Source organism: Streptomyces oceani (genome assembly GCF_001751245.1).
Taxonomy (GTDB): Bacteria; Actinomycetota; Actinomycetes; order Streptomycetales; family Streptomycetaceae; genus Streptomyces; species Streptomyces oceani.
The window spans coordinates 29,038-49,215 of the sequence record NZ_LJGU01000131.1 but is presented as its reverse complement, the minus strand read 5'-3'; the positions used below and the strand labels follow the sequence as shown (position 1 = coordinate 49,215).

Annotated in this window: 18 protein-coding genes; 6 read left to right on the top strand and 12 right to left on the bottom strand. The window is 71.2% G+C overall.

The window, feature by feature from the left end:
• Window positions 1-47 precede the first annotated feature (47 nt).
• The 3 genes from AN216_RS16595 to AN216_RS16585 all read right to left on the bottom strand — a co-directional run bounded on the left by AN216_RS16595 (window position 48) and on the right by AN216_RS16585 (window position 2,985).
• Window positions 48-725 carry a response regulator gene (locus tag AN216_RS16595; protein ID WP_070197470.1) on the bottom strand — a complete coding sequence of 226 codons (678 nt, stop codon included), beginning with the start codon at window positions 723-725 and terminating at the stop codon, window positions 48-50.
• Window positions 718-2,001 carry a MacS family sensor histidine kinase gene (gene macS / locus AN216_RS16590; protein WP_244502499.1) on the bottom strand — a complete coding sequence of 428 codons (1,284 nt, stop codon included), beginning with the start codon at window positions 1,999-2,001 and terminating at the stop codon, window positions 718-720. Before macS ends, AN216_RS16595 begins: the two co-directional genes overlap by 8 nt.
• A 138-nt stretch (window positions 2,002-2,139) precedes the next feature.
• Window positions 2,140-2,985, bottom strand: coding sequence for a lysophospholipid acyltransferase family protein (locus AN216_RS16585; protein WP_170843148.1), 846 nt, complete (start codon window positions 2,983-2,985; stop codon window positions 2,140-2,142).
• A 257-nt stretch (window positions 2,986-3,242) separates the two neighbouring features.
• Between AN216_RS16585 and AN216_RS16580 the strand changes: the two genes are divergently transcribed.
• Together AN216_RS16580 and AN216_RS16575 are read left to right on the top strand one after the other, a co-directional pair.
• Window positions 3,243-4,016 carry an alpha/beta hydrolase gene (locus AN216_RS16580; RefSeq protein ID WP_070197468.1) on the top strand — a complete coding sequence of 258 codons (774 nt, stop codon included), beginning with the start codon at window positions 3,243-3,245 and terminating at the stop codon, window positions 4,014-4,016.
• The gene (locus AN216_RS16575) at window positions 4,003-4,659 is read left to right on the top strand and encodes a hypothetical protein (protein ID WP_070197467.1); all 657 of its coding nucleotides are present in this window, start codon (window positions 4,003-4,005) and stop codon (window positions 4,657-4,659) included. Before AN216_RS16580 ends, AN216_RS16575 begins: the two co-directional genes overlap by 14 nt.
• Before the next feature lie 318 nt (window positions 4,660-4,977).
• Here AN216_RS16575 and AN216_RS16570 read toward each other — a convergent pair whose 3' ends face one another.
• The 6 genes from AN216_RS16570 to AN216_RS16545 form a co-directional block, all read right to left on the bottom strand.
• Window positions 4,978-5,745, bottom strand: a complete 768-nt coding sequence (locus tag AN216_RS16570; protein ID WP_070197466.1) for an endonuclease/exonuclease/phosphatase family protein — start codon at window positions 5,743-5,745, stop codon at window positions 4,978-4,980.
• Window positions 5,746-6,150: 405 nt separating this feature from the next.
• The gene (locus tag AN216_RS16565) at window positions 6,151-7,092 is read right to left on the bottom strand and encodes an ROK family glucokinase (protein ID WP_070197465.1); all 942 of its coding nucleotides are present in this window, start codon (window positions 7,090-7,092) and stop codon (window positions 6,151-6,153) included.
• Window positions 7,093-7,414: 322 nt separating this feature from the next.
• The gene (locus tag AN216_RS16560) at window positions 7,415-7,951 is read right to left on the bottom strand and encodes a DUF5304 domain-containing protein (RefSeq protein ID WP_070197464.1); all 537 of its coding nucleotides are present in this window, start codon (window positions 7,949-7,951) and stop codon (window positions 7,415-7,417) included.
• A gap of 174 nt (window positions 7,952-8,125) precedes the next feature.
• Window positions 8,126-9,709 carry an ArsA family ATPase gene (locus AN216_RS16555; RefSeq protein ID WP_079166667.1) on the bottom strand — a complete coding sequence of 528 codons (1,584 nt, stop codon included), beginning with the start codon at window positions 9,707-9,709 and terminating at the stop codon, window positions 8,126-8,128.
• Window positions 9,709-10,209: an SRPBCC family protein gene (locus AN216_RS16550; RefSeq protein ID WP_070197463.1), complete on the bottom strand. Its 501-nt coding sequence runs from the start codon at window positions 10,207-10,209 to the stop codon at window positions 9,709-9,711. The genes AN216_RS16555 and AN216_RS16550 overlap by 1 nt, the downstream gene beginning before the upstream one ends.
• 78 nt (window positions 10,210-10,287) lie before the next feature.
• On the bottom strand, window positions 10,288-11,049 hold the full coding sequence (locus tag AN216_RS16545) for a metallophosphoesterase family protein (protein ID WP_070197462.1): 762 nt from the start codon (window positions 11,047-11,049) through the stop codon (window positions 10,288-10,290).
• Window positions 11,050-11,360: 311 nt separating this feature from the next.
• Between AN216_RS16545 and AN216_RS16540 the strand changes: the two genes are divergently transcribed.
• The 3 genes from AN216_RS16540 to AN216_RS16530 all read left to right on the top strand — a co-directional run bounded on the left by AN216_RS16540 (window position 11,361) and on the right by AN216_RS16530 (window position 15,185).
• The gene (locus AN216_RS16540; RefSeq protein ID WP_070197461.1) at window positions 11,361-13,187 is read left to right on the top strand and encodes an AMP-dependent synthetase/ligase; all 1,827 of its coding nucleotides are present in this window, start codon (window positions 11,361-11,363) and stop codon (window positions 13,185-13,187) included.
• Window positions 13,188-13,342: 155 nt separating this feature from the next.
• The gene (locus AN216_RS16535; protein ID WP_079166680.1) at window positions 13,343-14,731 is read left to right on the top strand and encodes a class II 3-deoxy-7-phosphoheptulonate synthase; all 1,389 of its coding nucleotides are present in this window, start codon (window positions 13,343-13,345) and stop codon (window positions 14,729-14,731) included.
• A gap of 154 nt (window positions 14,732-14,885) precedes the next feature.
• A complete protein-coding gene (locus AN216_RS16530; RefSeq protein ID WP_420855753.1) occupies window positions 14,886-15,185 on the top strand; it encodes a (2Fe-2S)-binding protein in 300 nt (99 codons plus the stop codon).
• Between the two features lie 74 nt (window positions 15,186-15,259).
• On the opposite strand, the gene bfr is transcribed toward AN216_RS16530, so the two are convergent.
• The gene (gene bfr, locus AN216_RS16525) at window positions 15,260-15,739 is read right to left on the bottom strand and encodes a bacterioferritin (protein ID WP_070197459.1); all 480 of its coding nucleotides are present in this window, start codon (window positions 15,737-15,739) and stop codon (window positions 15,260-15,262) included.
• Between the two features lie 561 nt (window positions 15,740-16,300).
• Between bfr and AN216_RS16520 the strand changes: the two genes are divergently transcribed.
• A complete protein-coding gene (locus tag AN216_RS16520; RefSeq protein ID WP_079166679.1) occupies window positions 16,301-16,924 on the top strand; it encodes a sulfite oxidase-like oxidoreductase in 624 nt (207 codons plus the stop codon).
• A gap of 99 nt (window positions 16,925-17,023) precedes the next feature.
• On the opposite strand, the gene AN216_RS16515 is transcribed toward AN216_RS16520, so the two are convergent.
• Window positions 17,024-17,758 (bottom strand): transglycosylase SLT domain-containing protein, encoded by a 735-nt coding sequence (locus AN216_RS16515; RefSeq protein ID WP_070197539.1) that lies wholly within the window; start codon window positions 17,756-17,758, stop codon window positions 17,024-17,026.
• Window positions 17,759-18,222: 464 nt separating this feature from the next.
• Window positions 18,223-20,124, bottom strand: a complete 1,902-nt coding sequence (gene pknB / locus AN216_RS16510; RefSeq protein ID WP_070197457.1) for a Stk1 family PASTA domain-containing Ser/Thr kinase — start codon at window positions 20,122-20,124, stop codon at window positions 18,223-18,225.
• Window positions 20,125-20,178 lie beyond the last annotated feature (54 nt).

Genomic DNA, 20,178 nt, shown 5'->3' with positions numbered 1-20,178 from the left:
CGCCGAGCACCGGCGGCCCGTACGGCGGCACCCGTACGGGCCGCGGCTCAGCCCTCGTCGAGGCCCTGCTCTATGGCGTACCGCACCAGCTCGACACGGTTGTGCAGCTGCAGTTTGCCCAGGGTGTTCTGCACGTGATTCTGCACCGTGCGGTGCGAGATGACGAGCCGTTCGGCGATCTGCCGGTAGCCGAGCCCCTTTGCCACCAGTCGCAGCACCTCGGTCTCCCGGTCCGTCAGCTGCGGCACCGCGGGGTCCTCGGCGGCGGTCGCGGGCGGATCGCTGGCCAGCCGGCGGTACTCGCCCAGCACCAGCCCGGCGAGCCCCGGCGTGAACACCGGGTCGCCGGCCGCGGTGCGGCGTACCGCAGCCACCAACTCCTCGGTGCTGGCGGACTTGACCAGGTAGCCGGTGGCCCCGGACTTCACCGCCTCCAGTACGTCCGCGTGTTCCCCGCTCGCGGACAGCACGAGCACCCGCGGCCCGCCGTTCGCCCCGACCAGCTCCCGGCACACCGTGACGCCTGGCTTCCCGGGCAGGTTCAGGTCCAGCACCAGCACCTCCGGACCGGTCGCCCGTGCCCGGCGCACTGCCTGCTCGCCGTCCCCGGCGGTCGCCACCACCTCGAACCCGGCCGCCTCGAGATCGCGGGACACCGCGTCCCGCCACATGGGGTGGTCGTCCACGACCATCACCCGCAACAACTGCTGTTCCTGCTCAGACATGCTTCGGCACCCTCAGTTCCACTTCGGTCCCCTGTCCCGGCACGGACACCACCTCGGCCGTGCCGCCCAACTCGCGCAGCCGTCCCCGGATGGACAGCGCGACCCCCATCCGGCCCTCGGCCTCCGCGTGCTCCAGCCGGCCGGCCGGGATGCCCGGGCCGTCGTCCCGTACGCTCACCAACACCGCGTCCGGCTCGTCCTCCAGCAGAATCCACGCCCGGCTGTCCTCGCCCGCGTGCCGCCGTACGTTGTCCAGCGCGGCGCCGACGGCCGCCGCCAGTTCGCCGGCGGCCGACCGCGCGAGCCGTACGGGACTCCCCGGGCCGGCGAAGGTCACCCGCGCGCCGGCCCGGGCGGCCAGCAGTTCGGCCAGGTCACAGTGCCGCTCCGGGGGGTCGGCGTGCTCGGCCCCGACCCCTCCCTGCCGACCCGGACCGGGCCCGGGGTCGTACGCCCCGCTGGTTCCGCCCGGGCCGTCCGGGCCGTCCGGGTCAGTCGGGCTGGCTGGGTGTCCGGTGGCACCGGTGACGGTCGCCGACTTCGTGGTGGTCGCGTGGGTGACGGTCGCCTTGGTGGTGACCAACGCCCGCAGTGCTACCTCCTGTTCGCCGGCCATCCGGCCCAGCTCGGCCGCCTCGCCGCCGAGCGCGACACCGCGCCGCTGCACCATCGCCAGCACCTGCAGCACGCCGTCGTGGATGTCCCGTGCCAGCCGCTCCCGCTCCCGGGTGGCCGCCTCGATCTCCAGCGCGCGGGCCAGGGTGCGCTCACTCGCCCGGGCGACCTCGATGACGTAGCCGATGGCGATGCTGGCCACGCAGACCAGCAGCACGTTGTGCACCGTGGTGCCGGCCAGCCCGCCGCGTTCCAGGACGTTGCCCGCGCCCACCAGGAGGCCGGACACCGCGCCCCAGCGCCAGCCGCCCTTGAGCGCGCAACCCAGCACCGCGCCGGCACTCCACACCGACGGCAGGGTGCTGACGCCCTGGCCGATGGACTCGGCGGTCTCCACCGCCCGAGTCAGCAGGATACCGGCGAGCGCGACGGTCAGATCGCCGGCCAGGAAGCGGACGGTGCAGGTCTCCGCCGACCGCACCCTGCGCGAGGTGGCGAGCGTCCAGGCGGTGAGGACCGCCATGTACAGGCCAGCGAGCACCGGGAGGTCGTACCTGTCGTACGCCAGTACGTGCAGGCTCAGGGCATAACACAGCGTCAGCAGCCGGTATGCCCGCAGCGCGTGCCACAGCGGCTGCTCCACCGACATCTTCCCGGCCATCGCGCGCCCCTCCACCTCCACGCGTCCTGGGCGTCCCCTGCCGTTCCGTCCCCCGGACCGGCGTCGCCCGCGGTCCCGGTGCCGCGTCAGTCAAGTCTCCGACGGGCGAACCCTGACCGGCGCGGCACCAGCATGTCATCACGCCCGGCCGTCCGGCCGCTTCCCGTCCTCCTCCCCGGTATCCGTACCCCCGCGTGGTTCGCCCGCCAAGCGTGGCACGTCGGCCCGGGACCGTGTCGCTTCGGCGGTCGCCTCCCGGTCGGCGGTCGCCTCCCGATCGGCGGTCGCCTCCCGGTCGGCCTTCTCGGCCTTCTCGGCTTCCGCGATCCGGCGCTTCGCGGCGGTGGCGTACATGTCGACGTACTCCTGGCCGGAGAGCCTCATGATCTCGTACATCACCTCGTCGGTCACCGAGCGCTGGATGAACCGGTCCGCGTCCATGCCCTGGTAGCGATCGAAGTCCAGCGGCCGGCCGATCCTGATGCCGGGACGCAGCAGCTTCGGCACGATCCGCCCCGGTGGCTGGATGCGCTCGGTGCCGATCATCGCGACCGGGATCACCGGGGCGCCGGAGCGCAGTGCCAGGCGCGCCAGCCCGCCCGGCTTGCCGCGGTACAAGCGGCCGTCGGGGGAACGGGTGCCCTCCGGGTAGATCCCGAACAACTCGCCCCGCTCGAGCACCGCCATGCCGTCCCGGATGGCGGCCTCGCCCGCGCCGCGTACGCCCGAGCGGTCCACCGGAAGCTGACCGACCCCCTTGAAGAAGGCAGCCGTCAACTTGCCCTTGACGCCGGGCGCGGTGAAGTACTCGGCCTTGGCGATGAACGTCACCTTGCGGGGGAGCACCGCGGGCAGGAAGAAGGAATCCGAGAAGGAAAGGTGATTGCTCGCCAGAATGGCCGGACCGGTGATGGGAATGTTCTCCATGCCCTCTACCCAGGGGCGGAAGACCACCTTCAGCGAACTGCCCACCGACAGCTTCATCGCGCCGTAGAACACTCCACCCAACCCTCCTGTGTCCGATACGCACGAGCTTATCCCGGGCCCGCGCCGCGTCGGCCCGGCGGTCGGCCGGGGTGACGGGGCACTGCCGGAGCGACCCGGGACGAATTAGGGTGGCGGCATTCCCGCACCCGCCCGGGTCGCGTCCGAGCACGCTCCGTACGCCCCGCTTCACCCAGCCCCATCCGCCCAGCCCCATCCGCCCAGCTCATCCGCCCAGCACTGAACGGAGGCCCCGCGTGCCGATCTTCCCCGGAGCCGAACCGATGCGTCACGACGGCTCCCGGACCGGCGTGCTTCTCTGCCACGGGTTCACCAGCTCGCCACAGTCCCTGCGTCCCTGGGGGAACTACCTGGTCGACCGGGACTACTCCGTGTCGCTGCCGCTGTTGCCGGGCCACGGCACACGCTGGCAGGACCTGCAGGTGACCGGTTGGCCCGACTGGTACGCCACCGTGGAGCGTGAGTTGGCCCTCCTGCGGGAGCGCTGTGACCAGGTCTTCGTGGCCGGCTTGTCGATGGGTGGTGCGCTGGCGCTGCGGCTCGCGGCCCGGCACGGCGACGCGGTGAGCGGGGTGCTGGTGGTCAATCCCGCGATGACGCTCCCGCGGCTGAGCGAGTTGGCGCTGCCCGTCCTCCGCCACGTCGTGCCGTCGAGCCGGGGGCTGACCAACGACATCGCGTGGGAGGACGCCCCGTACGAACTGGGTTACGACCGGGTGCCGCTGCACGCCGCGTACTCCCTCGGGAAGCTGTTCCGGATGGTGCGCGACGATCTGCCGCGGGTCACCCAGCCGTTGCTGCTGCTGCACAGCCGGACCGATCACGTGGCGCCTCCGTCCGACTCGGCACTGGTCCTCTCCCGGGTGTCCGCCAAGGACGTCACCGAGACGGTGTTGGAGCACAGCTACCACGTCGTCACACTGGACCATGACGCGGAGCGGGTGTTCGCGGACGGCGAGGGATTCATCAGACGTATCGCGGCGAGGAAGACGGCACGTGACGGAGCGTAACGCCGGGGCTGGGCAGGGAGACGACCGAGAGCCCGTACTACCCCCGGAGGAAGAGGCGGCCTGGGCCGCCATCATCGCGGCGTACGGCGAGGAACCGGACGCCGTGCCGGAGCGGGAGGACACGACGGAGCGGTCGGAGGCGGACGGCGAGCGGGACGAGCCCGGGGACCCGGACGGCGACCTCCTGACCAAGCCCGGTCACGGGCGTGCTCGCGACGGCGCCGAGGACGACCACGACCGGGACGATCCGGGAGAGACGCGGGACGCGGAGCGGGATCGGCCGGACCGGTCGACGGGCGACGATCCGCCGGCGGTGCGCAGCCTCACCGTCTACGCCGCCGGCACAGGGCCGCGGGACTGGCGGGCCGCCCCGGAGGAGGGCGAGGACGAGGACCACTTCGTTCCGCCGGAACCACCACCTCTGCCGAACGCCGACATGGTCACGAAGTTCGCCTGGCTCGGGGCACTCGGCGGCCCGCTGCTGCTCATCGGCAGCATCATTCTGCGGGTGGACATGACCTGGTGGGTGATGACCTTGGGAGTGGGCGGCTTCCTGGGGGGCTTCGCGACCCTGCTCACCAGGCTTCGGGACGACTCCGAGGACGACGACTTCGATGACCCGGGGCGTGGCGCCGTGGTGTGAGGCGGGCGCTTCGGTACGGATTCCGGCAGCCGACGTGGCCGGAAGACCGCCCGGATCGTGCGGTGTGCCCGTAGGGTCGTAAAGGAGAACATGGACCCTTCGCACACAACGGACGAACGGGGACGACCATGCTGACTCTGACGTTGGTGTTCACTTTGGTGGCCTTGCTGACCGGCTGGCTCGTCGTGATCGAGCTGCGCCGGGAGCGGGATCCTGACCGGACGGGGCACGGCGGAGCGAACTGACGGGCGCGTACGGGCCCTTCGGTCGCTGCGCTGTTCCGCCTCTCCGTACGTCTTCCGTGCGTCGTGCGGCGGCTCAGGGCCGCGCGGGTGGCACGCGCAGCGCGGTGAGCACCGGCCGGTGATCCGAGGCCGCGCCCAGGATCCGCTCGTCGATTCCGGGCAGGCCCACCGGCACGCCCCCGCCCAGCACCTCGACACCGTCCGTGGCCAGGACCGCGTCGATGCGCTGTCGGGGGGCGGCGGCGGGGTGGGTGTGTTCGCTGCCCCAGGGCTTGCTGGCCCAGACGTCCCGCAGCGGGCCGGAGTCGGTCAGCAGGCGGAAGGAGCGCCCGCCGGGCCGCTCGTTGAGGTCGGCGGCGACCACCGAGTGCGGCGTCTCCGGACGCGGCAACCGCTCGGCCAGCCGGGCGGCCTGGGCGTACCGTTCGTCGCTCTGTAGGCTCAGATGACAGCTGGTGACGGACAACCGGGCCGAGGAGCCGAAACGCAGCAGCGCGGTGGCGAAGCCCCGCCGGTGCAGCCCGGGACTGCGGGGCAGCACGATGTCCTCGGTGTGCTCGACGTACGCCCGCAGCGAGGACAGGATCATCGGACCACAGGCCGTGGCGCCGCCCGTGACGTAGCAGAGGTCGGTGCGCCGGGCGAGCCAGGAGGCGTACTTGCGCCAGCGGAAGAACCGCGGCGCCTCCTGCACGCACACGACGTCCGGGGCACAGGCGCGGATGACCCGGACGAGCGCTTCGCGGTCGTCGCGCATGGCGCGGATGTTGTAGCTGAGCAGGCGGACCACTGCGGAGCCGTCGGCTTCGGTTCGTGACTCGGGGAGGTCCGCAAGTGTCATACGGCGCAGCGTAGTACGGGCCGCCGCAGGTCGCCGCAAGGTCGTGTCGGTGGGAACTTCGTGGATCCAGGAGCGGGGTCCGGGTGCCGGGGTCTGGCCAGACCGCCAGGTCGGCAGGCCTACGGTGGGGCCTCCCCAGGTCGTGAGGCCGAAGGCCGAGGGGACGAGAGCACAGCGCCCCTGCCCGCTCCGACGACAACGCGGCAGGGGCGCGTGCCAGGGCCGGTGCCGTCAGAGTGATCCCCGCGGAGATCCGAACGACGGCACGTCGACGGCCGGACCTGACCTGCCGTATGCCGTACGCGTACGTCGGCCGGCCCGACTGGCGGCAGTTCGGGAGGGCTCAGGGTGCCCCGACCACCCGGAAGAGGACCGGAGGCCGGGGCACCGGTTGCCCGCCCGGGGTCAGCCCTGACGAGCCAGGTCCGCGGCGCCGACCAGCCCGGCCTCGCCGCCGAGTTGGGCGGCGAGTACCTGGGCGTGCGGCCGCCAGCGGCCACCCACCAGCCAACGCCGGAAGGACTTGCGGATCGGGTCCAGCACGAGGTCACCCTCGTCCGAGACGCCGCCACCCACGATGAACGCGGACGGATCGAAGAGGGAGGCCAGATCGGCGAGGCCGGCACCCGCCCAACGGGCCAACTCCCGGAAGGCGTCCACGGCGACTCGGTCGCCCTGCCGCGCCGCCTGGCTGATGTGTCGGCCGTGGATACCGGCCGGGGTGCCGTCGCCGAGGCCGAGCAGGATCTCGGCCTTCTCCGGGGTCGCGGCGGCACGCTGCCGCGCGTACCGTACGAGCGCGCGGCCGGAGGCGTACTGTTCCCAGCAGCCCTGGCTTCCACAGCCGCACAGCAGGCCGTCCGGGACGACCCGGATATGGCCGAACTCGGCCGCCACGCCGAACCGTCCGCGGTGCAGTCGACCACCGATCACGATACCGCCGCCCAGCCCCGTGCCGATGGTGATGCACACGACATCGTCGTGGCCCTGGCCCGCCCCGAAGCGAAACTCGCCCCAGGCGGCGGCGTTGGCGTCGTTCTCCACGACGACCGGGAGGTCGACCCGTTGCTCGATCTTGTCCTTGAGCGCCTCGTGTCGCCAGTCGATGTTCGGGGCGAAGAGCACGGTGGCGCGCTTGTCGTCGACGTAGCCGGCGGCGCCGATGCCGACGGCCTCCACCTGCTGGGTGGCGCTGACCGTACGGACCGCGCCCGCGATGGCGTCCACGACGCCCTCAGCCGAAGGCGGGGTCGCCACCTTGGCCGTTTCCAGGATCGTGCCCTCTTCGTCGACCACACCGGCCGCGATCTTGGTGCCGCCGATGTCGACGCCGATGGTGAGTCCCATGAGTCCCTCAGTTGTCGGTCGAACCCCGCCGCGACGAGAGTACCGGAGCGGGACAGCAGGTCGGGCGGTGTGGGCGCCCACCACAGGGCGTTCCTCGCGCGAGGAGGGCGCGTGCTGAGCAGGGTGTGGGGCCCAACCGCGCGGTCGCCACGGGCGGAACCGCGCGACGTCACTCTGGACACGGCGGTGAGGGCCTACCGCACGACGCCGGCCAGGCACCGGAGTCGTCACGTGTGGCCACGTAGGGAACCCTCACCGGACCGGGTCACGCGGGACACGGTCGGTGATATCGGAGTCACCACCCGTCCTCACGACCAGTCAGTCAGTCGAGGTCGATCTGTTCCGGCCCGTCCCCGTCGTCCCGCCGCTGCTCCGAACGCCCCGAGCCGTCCTGATCGCCGCCGCTCTGGCTCTGGTCGCCTTGGCCGGACTGGTGGTCTGGTTGGGGCTTCTCCCGGGCGTCCTCCGGGCGCAGCTGGGAGGACCAGCGACGCTCCTGGTCGCGCACGGCCGAGCGGTAGGCGGCGAGCAACTCGCCGCCGGCGGTCGCCAGGTGGTCGAAGACCTGCGGATTGCGCTGCACGACCGGCTCCACCACGGCCCGCGCCTGGTCGAACAGCTGCTGAGCGGCACCCTGCGCGGCGGCCTGGCCGGCCGTGCCGCCGAGCGGCTTCCCCAGCAGCCCGGCCTTGTCGGCCACGGCGTCCGCGAACCGGCGCAGTTCCTCGGTCGCGCTGAGCGGCTGCGGGCCGTGCTCCGCGCGACGGCGGGCCTTCTCCGCGGCCAGGTCCTCCTCACAGGCCGCCGCCCAGGCGTCGACTTCGGGCTCGGCTGCGGGGCGCTCAGCGGCATCGCTCATGACGGCTCCTAGCAGAAGGACTCTTTCCACCGACCGTACCCGAACAGCGGTCCTCGGTGGGCTGGCTCCCGACGCCTCGTGGACAACTTCCGCGCCGCCACCGAGCCGCCCGTACGCCCCGTGCCACCCGCCCGTACGGCCGGCCTTCGGCGGGCCAGCACCAGCACCCGCGGATCAGCCCCCTGATCCGGGGCTCCCCGTCCCGGCCGGCCAGAGCCCCGGATCAGGCGCGAACCGGATGCGCAGCACTCCCTCGTCCAGCGCCGCGCCCGCGACCCGGCAGCGGCGCAGCGCGGAGGGCAGCGGCAGCATCCGGCGGTACGGCCCCACCCCGACGCAGAGTTCGTCGCCGTGTCGTACGAGCTTCAGCCGCTCCCGCTCAGCGCCGGGAAGCTCCAGCCGCCAGTGCAACTGGCCGTGTTCCTCGAGGTGGTTCTCGACCCCGCCCAGTACGGCGCCCGCGAGGTCTTCCGTGGCGTCGGCGCCCGCCCGCTCCGCCCGCGGGTCCCCGCGCCGTACGTCGGGCGGTCGGAGGGCGGCCGCGGCACCCAGGGTCGCCAGATCGGCGAGGCCGCGCGGGTCATGGCCGAGGTGCGGAACCTCCGTCAGCGAGCCGTCCGGGTCCGTGGCCGAATCCGGGTCCGGATCTGGCGCCCGCCGCCCGGGGGCCGCCGCGTGCTGCCGGCACCACCCGCGCAACTCCGCGAGCACGGACTCCTGCTGTGCGCTGAGACCGGCCAGCCAGGGGTCGGCGGAATCGTTCGGGAGTACCCGGTTCGCGATGGTCGACTCGACGCGGAGTCCGTAGAGCGCGTACGCCGGCAGCAGGCCCCGCAGCGCCGTCCAGGGCACCGGCGCGGGCTCGGTCACCAGCCGCACGGTGGTGTGCTGGCTGGTGAACAAGTCCTGCACCGCGGTCAGTTCGCGGTCCCAGCCGGCCGCCGTGCGGTACAGCCCGGCGGAGGGCATCGGGACGCCGGCCAACTCGGCCAGCATCGGCCGCAAGGCCCGTGCGACCCGCTTCTCCCCGGGCAGCAGCCGACGTAGGTACCTGCGCAGTTGCTCTGGGAGCGCGAGCAGCGACAGCGTGCGCTCGACCGGGGGCAGGTCGGCGATCACCACGTCCCACGGCCCGCCCTCCGGGAGTTCCGGGCCGTGCTCGTGCCGTACCTGCTCCGGCCCCGTGTACGAGCGCTGGGTGTACTCCCACTGGGTGTACGGCCGCCGCGTGTCACCGCACGGGCGCTGCCCCGGGGGCCGGACCGCCCGCAGGGCACGCAGCAGCGCGAAGCTCTCCGCGCCCGGCAGCGGAGCGAGTTCGTCCGGTGCCAGGGGAGTGGCTCCGGTCAGTTCCAGTGCCGTACGACACCGCTCCTGGATCGCGGTCGAACGGGTGCGGAACTCCTCGTCCGGATCGACCCGGAGTACCCACAGTCCCGGCTCGGCGGCCAGCTGCCAGGGCTCTCCGGGTCTTCCGTAGGGTCCCTGTCGTCCCTGCTGCTCTTGTGGAGCCTGCTGTCCCCGCGGTCCGAGCACCGCCGCCAGCACCTCGGGCGACTCGCCGGTGAGCAGCAGTGTGCGGTCGCCCCGTCGCGCGCTGGCCAGCGCGGTCGCGGCGGCGAGAGTCGTACGCCCGGCACCACCCGTGCCGGTGAACAGCACGGTGCGCCCGAAGTCCGACTGCTCCACGACGTGCTCGGCACGGTCCGGCTCGTCGTGCTCCGGTGCCGTGCCGGCCGGGTCAGCCCCGTCGGGCATCAGGCCCGGTCGCTGCCGGAGCCGCCGGGGCGGTCCGGTCCGGGTTCTCCCGAGTGAGCCGTGCCGGACTCGACCCGCTTCTTCAGGCCGTCGAGCGCCCTGTCGATGATGACCTTCTCGGCCTTGCGCTTGATCATGCCGAGCATCGGGATCTTGACGTCGACGGTCAACTGGTACGTCACCTCCGTGCTGGAACCGCCCGCGACCGGTCGCAAGCGGTACGAACCGTCCAGGGACCGCAGCATCTGCGAGGTCACGAGCGACCAGCGCACCTCGTGCGGATCGGGCCACTCGTAGGCCAGGGTGTGCTCGTCCTTGATCGCGCCCGCGTCCAGCAACAGCCGGACCTGTTCCGCCCGGCCGGCCTCGTCCACCGCGAGGACCTCTGCCTCCTTGACCTCCCCGGTCCAATCCGGATAGCGCTCGAAATCCGAGATCACGCCCATGACTTCGGCGGGCTCCGCCTCGATGGTGATGTTCGAGCTGGTGTGTTCCGCCATCCCCGTGGCCCTCCGGTTACCCCGTCGCCGCTGCTGCCGTCTGCGACGGAAGGCTACCGCGCGTTCGCGGCGCATCCGTCAAAACTCGAGTACCCAGGGCCGTCCGGTCGCCTTGAAGTGCCCGACGTTCACGCACTCCGTACGACCGATCCGCATCCGCCGTGTCAGCGGCTGGTGCACGTGCCCGAAGAGGTGGAAGCGGGGCTGGATCACGCGCACCGCGTCGAGCAGCGCGGAGCTGCCCCGCTCGAAACGGCGGGCGACCGTGTCGTAGCACAACTCCGGGACGTCCGGCGGTATGTGCGAGCACAGCACGTCCACCGGACCGAGTGCCGCGACCTTCGCGGCGTACGTCTCCTCGTCGATCTCGTACGGCGTGCGCATCGGCGTCCGCAGCCCGCCGCCGACGAAGCCGAAGCGCAGCCCGCCGATCTCGGCCGTCGAACCGTCCAGCACGGTGGTGCCGGGTTCGGCGTACTCGGGCCACAGCGCGGGGATGTCGACGTTGCCGTAGGTGGCGTACGTCGGTTCCGGGAAGGCCGCGAACATCCGGGCGTACTGCTCGCGTACGGCGCTTTCCACCGCCGTCTGCCGGTCGACGCCCGACCACAGCCGCGCGGACAGCTCGTGCGCCTCGGCGAACCGGCGGGCGGTGCGCAGTTCGACGTACCGCTCGGTGTGCGCGACACCGAAGAGATCCGGGAAGATGCCGCGGGAGTGGTCGGCGTAGTCCAGGAAGAGGATCAGGTCTCCGAGACAGATCAGCGCGTCCGCGCCGTCCCCGGCCCGCGCGAGGTCCTGGCTGTTCCCGTGTACGTCGCTCACCACGTGGACTCGCATCCGGACACTCTAGTGCCGCCTCCGCCAGCCCCGTCCGGCCGCCGCCTCGCCGGGACGCCGCCGGACGCGGCGACGCCCGACGGTGCTTCACGCCGCCGGCCGTCCCCGGGTGGGGTGCGCGTTTGCGGCGGGCGACCCTCGGGGCGAAAACTGTGACGCGTTGAACATCTGCCTGTCAGCCCCTATCCGCCAGCCTTTACCAATGGGTAACGTCCGGGCCGTCAGCTTCCGGGACGTCGCCGAGCGCCTCCGGACCGGGCCCGAGGAGGCCGCCCCGAACGGCCTCGTCCAGTGCCGAGGAGGAGCACCAGGTGCGCGAGTTCAGTCTGCCGGCTCTGTACGAGGTACCAGCGGACGGCAATCTGACGGACCTGATCCGCCGGAACGCCGCGCAGTACCCGGACGTGCCGTTGCTGGCCCGCAAGCGGGACGGCGCCTGGGAGGACGTCACGGCCGCGGCCTTCCTGGCCGAGGTGCGCGCCGCCGCGGCCGGGCTGATCGCGGCCGGCGTAGGCACGGGCGACCGGGTCGCGCTGATGTCCCGCACCCGGTACGAGTGGACGCTGCTGGACTTCGCGATCTGGAGCGCCGGCGCGGTGACCGTGCCGGTGTACGAGACGAGTTCCCCGGAGCAGCTCACCTGGATTCTGAGCGACTCGCAGGCGGTGGCCGCCGTCGTCGAGACGGACGCCCACCGCGCGGACCTGGAGTCCGTACGGGAACGGCTGCCCGACCTCGCGCACGTCTGGCAGATCGAGGCACCGGCCGCCGACGCCGAGACGACGGAGGAGCCGACGGCTCTGGCGGCGCTGACCGCCGCCGGGGCCGAGATCCCGGCCGCGACCGTGGAGGAGCGGAGCTCCGCGGCGAACGCCGACTCCCCGGCCACCCTCATCTACACCTCCGGCACCACCGGCCGGCCCAAGGGGTGTGTCCTCACCCACCGCAGCTTCTTCGCCGAGTGCGGAAACGTCGTCGAGCGACTGAGCCCGGTCTTCCGTACGGGTGAGTCCTCCGTGCTTCTCTTCCTGCCGCTGGCGCACGTCCTGGGGCGCCTCGTGCAGGTGGCCGCGGTGATGGCGCCGATCAAGCTCGGACACGTATCGGACATCAAGGCGCTCACCGAGGAACTGGCCGCTTTCCGGCCGACCCTGGTGCTGGGAGTGCCCAGAGTCTTCGAGAAGGTCTACAACTCCGCGCGTGCCCAGGCGCGGGAGAGCGGAAGGGCAGGGATCTTCGACCGGGCCGCGGACACCGCCGTCGCCTACAGCCGAGCCCTGGACACGCCGTCGGGGCCGGGAGCGCTGCTGCGCCTGCGGCATCGGGTCCTCGACCGGATGGTGTTCCGGAAGCTGCGCTCCGTGCTGGGCGGTCGGGCCACCCACGCGATCTCGGGCGGTGCCGTGCTGGGCGAACGGCTCGGCCACTTCTACCGTGGGATCGGCTTCACCGTGCTGGAGGGCTACGGCCTGACCGAGACCTGCGCCGCCACCGCCTTCAACCCGGTGGAGCGGCAGAAGATCGGCACGGTGGGGCAGCCGCTGCCCGGCTCCGTGGTCCGGATCGCCGACGACGGCGAGGTGCTGCTGCACGGCGAGCACCTGTTCACCGGCTACTGGCGAAACGAGCAGGCGACCGCGGAGGCGCTCGCCGACGGCTGGTTCCACACCGGGGACATCGGCACGATGGACGCGGACGGCTATCTCACGATCACCGGGCGCAAGAAGGAGATCCTGGTCACCGCCGGTGGGAAGAACGTCGCCCCGGCCGCGCTCGAGGACCGGATGCGGGCCCACGCCCTGATCTCCGAGTGCATGGTGGTCGGCGACGGGCGGCCGTTCGTCGGCGCGCTGCTGACCCTGGACGAGGAGTTCCTGCCGCGCTGGGCCACGGAGCGGGGCAGGAGCGGCCTGGCACACGCCGAGCTGCTGGCCGACCCCGAGCTGCTGGCTGAGCTGCAACTCGCGGTGAACCACGCCAACGAGGCCGTGTCGAAAGCCGAGTCGGTGCGCAAGTTCCGCGTGCTGCCGACCCAGTTCAGCGAGGAGTCCGGCCACGTCACTCCCTCGCTGAAGCTGAAGCGCGGCGTGGTCGCGAAGGACTTCGCCGCGGACATCGACGCCCTCTACGGCGACTGAGCCGCGCGCGCCAGCGCCCGCCCCGCGCGCCCTCTCGTACGACGGCCCGCGCACGCGCCGTCTCGTGTGCTGCCGTGCCCCGTCTCACACCTCGGTCCCGTCCGAAGCGCCCCTCCCCGAGCACGTAACCTGGGCGTGTGACCTCGAACGCCAATGTGCCCGAAGACTCCCGTCAAGACCGGACCGGTCGGACCCAGCAGGCTGACCGGCCGGCCACCGACGCCCGTGCGAGCTGGCGCGACCTGCCGGCCGCGCAGCAGCCCGAGTGGCCGGACGAGCAGCAGTTGCGCGCGGCGACCAGTGAGCTGGAGTCCTATCCGCCGCTGGTGTTCGCGGGGGAGTGCGACCAGTTGCGGAGCCGGCTGGGCGCGGTGGCCCGGGGGGAGGCCTTCCTGTTGCAGGGCGGCGACTGCGCGGAGGCGTTCGACGCCGTCTCCGCCGAGGACATCCGGAACAAGCTGAAGACCCTGCTACAGATGGGCGCGGTGCTGACGTACGCGGGCTCCGTACCGGTCGTCAAGGTCGGCCGGATCGCGGGGCAGTACAGCAAGCCCCGGTCGAAGCCGACCGAGACCCGGGACGGCGTCACGCTGCCGGTGTACCGGGGCGACTCGGTCAACGGCTTCGAGTTCACCGCCGAGTCCCGACGGCCGGACCCGGAGCGGTTGAAGCGGATGTACCACGCTTCGGCGTCCACTCTGAACCTCGTACGGGCCTTCACCACCGGAGGCTACGCCGACCTGCGGCAAGTGCACGCCTGGAACCAGGACTTCGTCCGGAGCTCTCCGTCCGGGCAGCGCTACGAGGCGTTGGCCCGGGAGATCGACCAGGCGATGAAGTTCATGCACGCCTGCGGCACGGACCCCGAAGAGCTGAAGACCGTCGAGTTCTACTCCTCGCACGAGGCGCTGCTGCTGGACTACGAGAGCGCGCTGACCCGGGTCGACTCCCGCAGCGGCCAGCTGTACGACGTGTCCGGACACATGCTGTGGATCGGCGAACGCACCCGGCAACTCGACGGCGCGCACATCGAGTTCGCCTCCCGGGTGCACAACCCGGTCGGGGTGAAGCTGGGACCGGACACCACCCCGGAGGACGCGCTGACCCTCATCGACCGACTGGACCCGGACCGGCAGCCGGGCCGGCTGACCTTCATCACCCGGATGGGAGCCGACCGTATCCGCGATCGGCTGCCCACGCTGGTGGAGAAGGTCACCGCGTCCGGCGCGCAGGTCGCCTGGGTGTGTGACCCGATGCACGGCAACACCTTCGAGGCGGCCAGTGGGCACAAGACGCGGCGCTTCGACGACGTACTGGACGAGGTCAAGGGCTTCTTCGAGGTGCACAAGGGCCTGGGGACCCACCCCGGTGGCATTCACATGGAGCTGACCGGGGACGACGTGACCGAGTGCGTGGGTGGCGGCGACGAGATCTTCGTGGATGACCTGCACCAGCGGTACGAGACCGCCTGCGACCCCCGGCTCAACCGGAGCCAGTCGCTGGACCTGGCATTCCTGCTGGCGGAGATGTACCGCGACCAGTGAACGGAACCCCGGGCCCCGGGCCGCCCGGCGCGTACGTACGGACGTGCGCGCCGGGCGCGCGGCGAACGTGACGTGGGTCGCGTCCGCCGGAGGGTGGACGGTGCCGGAAAACTAAGGTTAGGGTTGCCTCACTATCGGGCGTACGGTCCGGTACTTGACTGTCCGCTCCCTGACGGAGGTGATCCGCGTGTTCGTGTGCTCGTGCTTCGGAATCACCGAGGAGCAGGTGCGGGAACACGCGGCAGAGGGCGCGTGCACGCCCCGTCAGGTGGCCTCGGCCAGCAAGGCGGGCACCGACTGCGGCTCGTGCGTGCGGCGCATCCAGGGAATCCTCGGCCGGGGCGGCTGCCCTCGCCGTACGGCCCTCGAGAGCAGCGAGCCCGTACTCGAGCCCTCCGTCGAGGGCGTCGCCGCGGCGGCGCTGTCCACCGCGAGCGCCGCGACCGCCGCCTGAGGGGTTCGCGGTCGGAGGGTCGCTTCGGTGCGCGTGCGCGGGCGGCGGCACTCCGCCCAACGGCCACACTCCGGTCAGGAGTCGGGCTGCTCGATCAGCTGCGTGATGTAGAGCGCCTCGCCCAGCTTCTCGATGAGTTCCAACTGGGTGTCGAGGTAGTCGATGTGGTGCTCCTCGTCGGCCAGGATGTCCTCGAAGATGTTGGCCGACGTGATGTCGCCCTTCGTGCGCATCACGTCCACCCCGCGGCGTAGCCGGTCGATGGCCTCCACCTCGATCTGCCGGTCGGCCTGGAACATCTCCGTGACGGTCTGGCCGACCCGCACGTGGAACAGCCGCTGGTAGTTGGGCAGTCCCTCGAGGAAGAGGATGCGGTCGGTGAGCTTCTCCGCGTGCCGCATCTCGTCGAACGACTCGGAGCGGGTGTACTTCGCGAGCTTGGTCCAGCCGAAGTTCTCCTGCATCTTCGCGTGCAGGAAGTACTGGTTGATGGCGGTCAACTCGGCGGTCAACTGCTCGTTGAGGAATTCGATAACCTCTGAGTCGCCCTGCATGGCAGCGGACTCCTTCCGGTTGTTTATTCGGCGGACGCCCAGCATCTTTACACCCGCGTGCCGAGTCGGTCCAGTAAGCGCAGGCTTACCGAAACGTGGATTCGGTAAGCCTGACCGTATGCGTGCGCCACCGCACTGCCCGGCGGTCCCGGATGATGGTCCGACCCACTCCGAGGCGGGAACGCAGCAGGGCGGAGAGCGCCCGGAGCGGCCGCTCCCGCGGTTCCGCTCTGATTGCGCGCGGATGGCGGCGTATCATCCGGCGGGCACTCGAAATTCCCTCCCGAAGGGATATCGCGTCGAATTTGTGGCGGGTATAAACGGAACGGGGAAAGGCTCGACATTCGACGGAACGTTGTGCGGTATGGGGTATTCGGGAAGTCAATCCTGAGTTCGTGGTCCAGGCTGTGGGCCGGAGCGCGGAATGATCTTGTGGAGAGAGGTACGAACGGCGCCGGCGGGCGTTCGTACGACCGCGCGAGCGGAGCGACGGATGCCGAAACGTAATCATCGGCCCGGGGTCGTCCGGGGCACGGAGCGTGTTCTGTCACCATGGACGGCATGGGGCAGCCGGAAAGTCGCAGATCTGGGCGTACGCAGCTACCACCGGGACAGCGGCTGCAACGCGGCTGGCCAGTCACGCACTACGGTCCGGTGCCGAAATTCCGACCGGATCGATGGGAATTTCGCGTCTTCGGCGCGACGGTGGACGGTGAGAAACACTGTTGGTCGCACGAGGAGTTTTCGGCGCTGCCCTATGACACCGTGCTGGCCGATCTGCACTGTGTGACCAAGTTCAGCATGCTTGGCGTGGAATGGGGCGGGGTGACGACCCGTACGATCATGGAACTCGCCCCGCCCGCACCGGAGACCACTCACGTCATGATCTGGGCGGAATACGGGTTCAGCTCGAATGTACGGCTCTCCGACTTCGCCGTGGACTCGGCGCTCTTCGCGACCCACCGCGGTGGGGAGCCGCTGACGGCCGAACACGGCTTCCCCGTACGGCTGATCGTGCCGCATCTCTACGCCTGGAAGGGGCCCAAATGGGTCCGTGGCGTGGAGTACATGACGGCTGACCGGAGGGGTTTCTGGGAGGAACGCGGCTACCACAACATCGGTGACCCCTGGCGGGAACAGCGCTTCTCCTATCAGGAGGAGCCGGGCGAGGGGCCGGAGTTCTGAGCGGCACGGCCGGCGCGCCAGGGGCGACCGGCCCGGCGCCGGGCCGACTCGACCGTCGTCTCCGCGAGGGCGCGCGGGTCACGGCGGGCGACCCCGGCGTCAGTAGGCCGAGTCGACGTTGTCCATCGAGCCGTAACGGTCGGCCGCGTAGTTGCAGGCGGCGACGATGTTGGCGACCGGGTCGGTGAGGCTCTTCGAGGTGCCCTCGACGTGGTACGCCTCGAAAGTCGGCTTGATCACCTGGAGCAGGCCCTTGGAGGGGACGCCGTTCTTGGCGTTGATGTCCCAATCGTTGACCACGTTCGGGTCGCCGCTGGACTCCCGCATGATGTTGCGGTGGATGCCCTCGTACGAGCCGGGTATGCCCTCGGCCTCCATGATGTCCTTGGCCTCGGATATCCAGCCGTGCAGGTTGTTCGAGTAGTTCTCGTCGGCCGCCTTGTGGGTGCTCAGGGCGTGTCCTCCGGAGCGGCTCGCGGACTGTTCCTCGGAGCGTTCCTTGGCGGCCTCGCCGGCCGCGTCCGCCGTCACCGCGTCCTCCTGGCCGGCTTCCCGCTCGGCGTCCTTCTTCTGCTGCGCCGCCTCCGCCTTCACCTGCGCCTCCACCGGAGCCGCCTGCTTGGCCAGGCTGTCCTCCGGTACGTCCTTGTGCTTGACCTCGCCGGTGAAGGCGACCGGCATCGCGGAGGCCTTGGCGCCGGTCGCCTGGCTGCTGTCGCCACTGTCGGCGGAGCCCGGCACGAAGAGGGACAGTGCCGCGGCACCCGCCACCAGGCCGGCGGTCGAGTACTTCGTGGTCTTCGAGAAGCGGGTGTGGTCGAGAAAGCTGGGCATGCTGGGCATGGGGAACGTGGCCTTTCGATTGGCTGCGTCGCGAGTCCGAAAGGGGCGGCGTTCGAGGCACGGCGCCATGCGACGAGGGCAATTCTTAAAGCCCAGGAAATCCTCTGACAAAAGTGTGATGTACTACCGAGGTTCGTTATAGCGCCACAGATCGGACACGCGTCCGCCTGGACCTGGCCGCCGTACGCCGGTCATCCGGGCACTAATCCTGGTCGTACGTGACATGCGTCCTATGCGCGGGCTCACAGTGAACCCGCCCCGAGGTCACTTCGAGTCATCAACCGCGCACTCCGCGCGCTCGCGGAGTTCTGTCGACGGTCAGGCGGAAGCGGCCCACGCACCGGGGCCGGCAGCCACCCGTTCCGTGGCCGCCGGCGCCTTACGACGTGCTCTCGCGCTGCTGGCTGCGGGGTTGCTGACTGTCGCCGCGCGCTGTCGACGGCCGTACGCGCGGGTCAGCGCACCCAGATGGTCACCTCGGAGCCACGCGCCGCCTCCTCGCCGGCCTCCGGAGCCTGGTTGAAGACCTCCTCGCCGAAGAACAGCTTGTTGACCTCCACCGTGAAACCCGCGTCCTCCAGCGTCCGCTCGGCCTCCTCGGTGCTCTGCCCGTCGACGTCCGGCACCGGCACCATGTCCTGACCCTTGGAGACCGTCAGCGTCACCGTGTCGCCCTTAGCGACGGTGGAGCCCTCGCCCGGCGACTGCTTGGCGACGCTGCCCTCGTCCTCTTCCGAGAACACCTTCTTCCTCGCGACGCGCACCTTCAGCCCGGCGTCCTCCAGCGCTTCCCGCGCCTCGCCCCGGTCCTCGCCGACCACGTCCGGGACGTTGATCTCTCGGCCCTTGGAGACGGTGAGCGCGATCGCCGAACCCGGGCGCTTCCGCGCCCCCGCGTCCGGCTTGGTACGGATCACCGAGCCCTGCTTGGTCTCCGCGTCGAACTCACGCTTGACCAGGCCGGCTTTCAGGCCGTCCGACCGGAGCCGGGCCTTGGCGTTGGACAGCGGGGTACCGGAGAGGTCCGGTACCTTGACGACGTCCGGTCCCTTGGAGACGACGACGGTCACGGTCGCGTTGCCGCGGACCCGGTCGCCCGGCCCTGGGTCGCTCTCGATGACCCGGCCGCGCTCCACGGTGACGCTGTGCCCGCGCTCCACCCGTACGTCCAGACCGGCGTCCGTCAGCGTCGTACGGGCCTCGCGCTCGGTCATGTCGAGCACGGCCGGTGTCCTGGTGAACTGGCCGGAGTTGATGTACCAGACGCCGACGCCGAGCAGCACCACGAGCACCGCCCCGAGCGCGACGAGCACCGACCACCGGGGCCCGCGTCGGTAGCGCCCGGTCGAGCGCGGGCGCTCCGGCGTCCCGTCATCGGGCGGTACGGTCAACCGGGAGGTGTGCTCGACCGGAGCGGCGGAGCCGGTCCGAGGGAGGACACTGGTGCGGTGTTCCGCTCCACGCTGCGGATCCTCCCTGGCCTGCGGTGGCGCCGCGTCCAACTGCGCGTCGGTGAGCAGGGACCGGAGCGTACGCGTCTCCGACAACAGCGCGGCGGCGTCCTCCGGACGGTCCGCCGGGTCTCGCGCGGCGGCCCGCGCGACCAGCCGGTCCAGCTGCTCGGCCAGCCCCGGCACCACCGCGGACGGCGCCGGCATGTCCTGGTGGAGGTGTTGGTAGAGCACCTGCGCCGGAGTGCCGCCGGTGCGCGGCTTGTCGCCGGTCAGCATCTCGTACAGCAACACCCCACAGGCGTACAGGTCCGTCCGCGGGTCGGCCGTGCCGTGCTCGATCTGTTCGGGGGCGAGATACGAGACGGTGCCGAGCACGGAGTCCGTGGTGGTGGAGGTGTGCCCGTCCACCGGCCGCACCAGCCCGAAGTCCGCCACCTTGACGCGGCCGTCCTCGCCGATCAGGACGTTCTCCGGCTTCATGTCCCGGTGCACCAGCCCCGCCCGGTGCGCGGCGCCCAGCGCGGCGAGGATCGGCTCCAGGACGTCCAGAGCGACGCGTGGTTGCAGGGCCCCGCGCTCCCGGAGTACGTCCCGCAGGGTGCAGCCCTCGACGTACTCCATGGCCAGGAAGACGTAGGTGCCGTCGGAACCCTGGTCGTAGACGGAGACGACGTTCGGATGGTCGAGCCGTGCCACGGACTTGGCCTCGCGGATGAAGCGCTCGACGAAGACCTCGTCCGTGACCAGGGCGGAATGCATCACCTTCAGCGCGAGCACCCGGTCCAGCCGGGTGTCCAGCGCGCGGTACACCGTGGCCATCCCGCCGACGGCGATACGGGCGTCCACGCGGTAGCGCCCGTCGAGCAGCTGCCCGACAAGCGGGTCATGAAGGGTCGTATCCACGCCGGAAGTCTACGAGGCGCCCCCGGACGTCCCGTCCACCCGGGACCAGGGTGC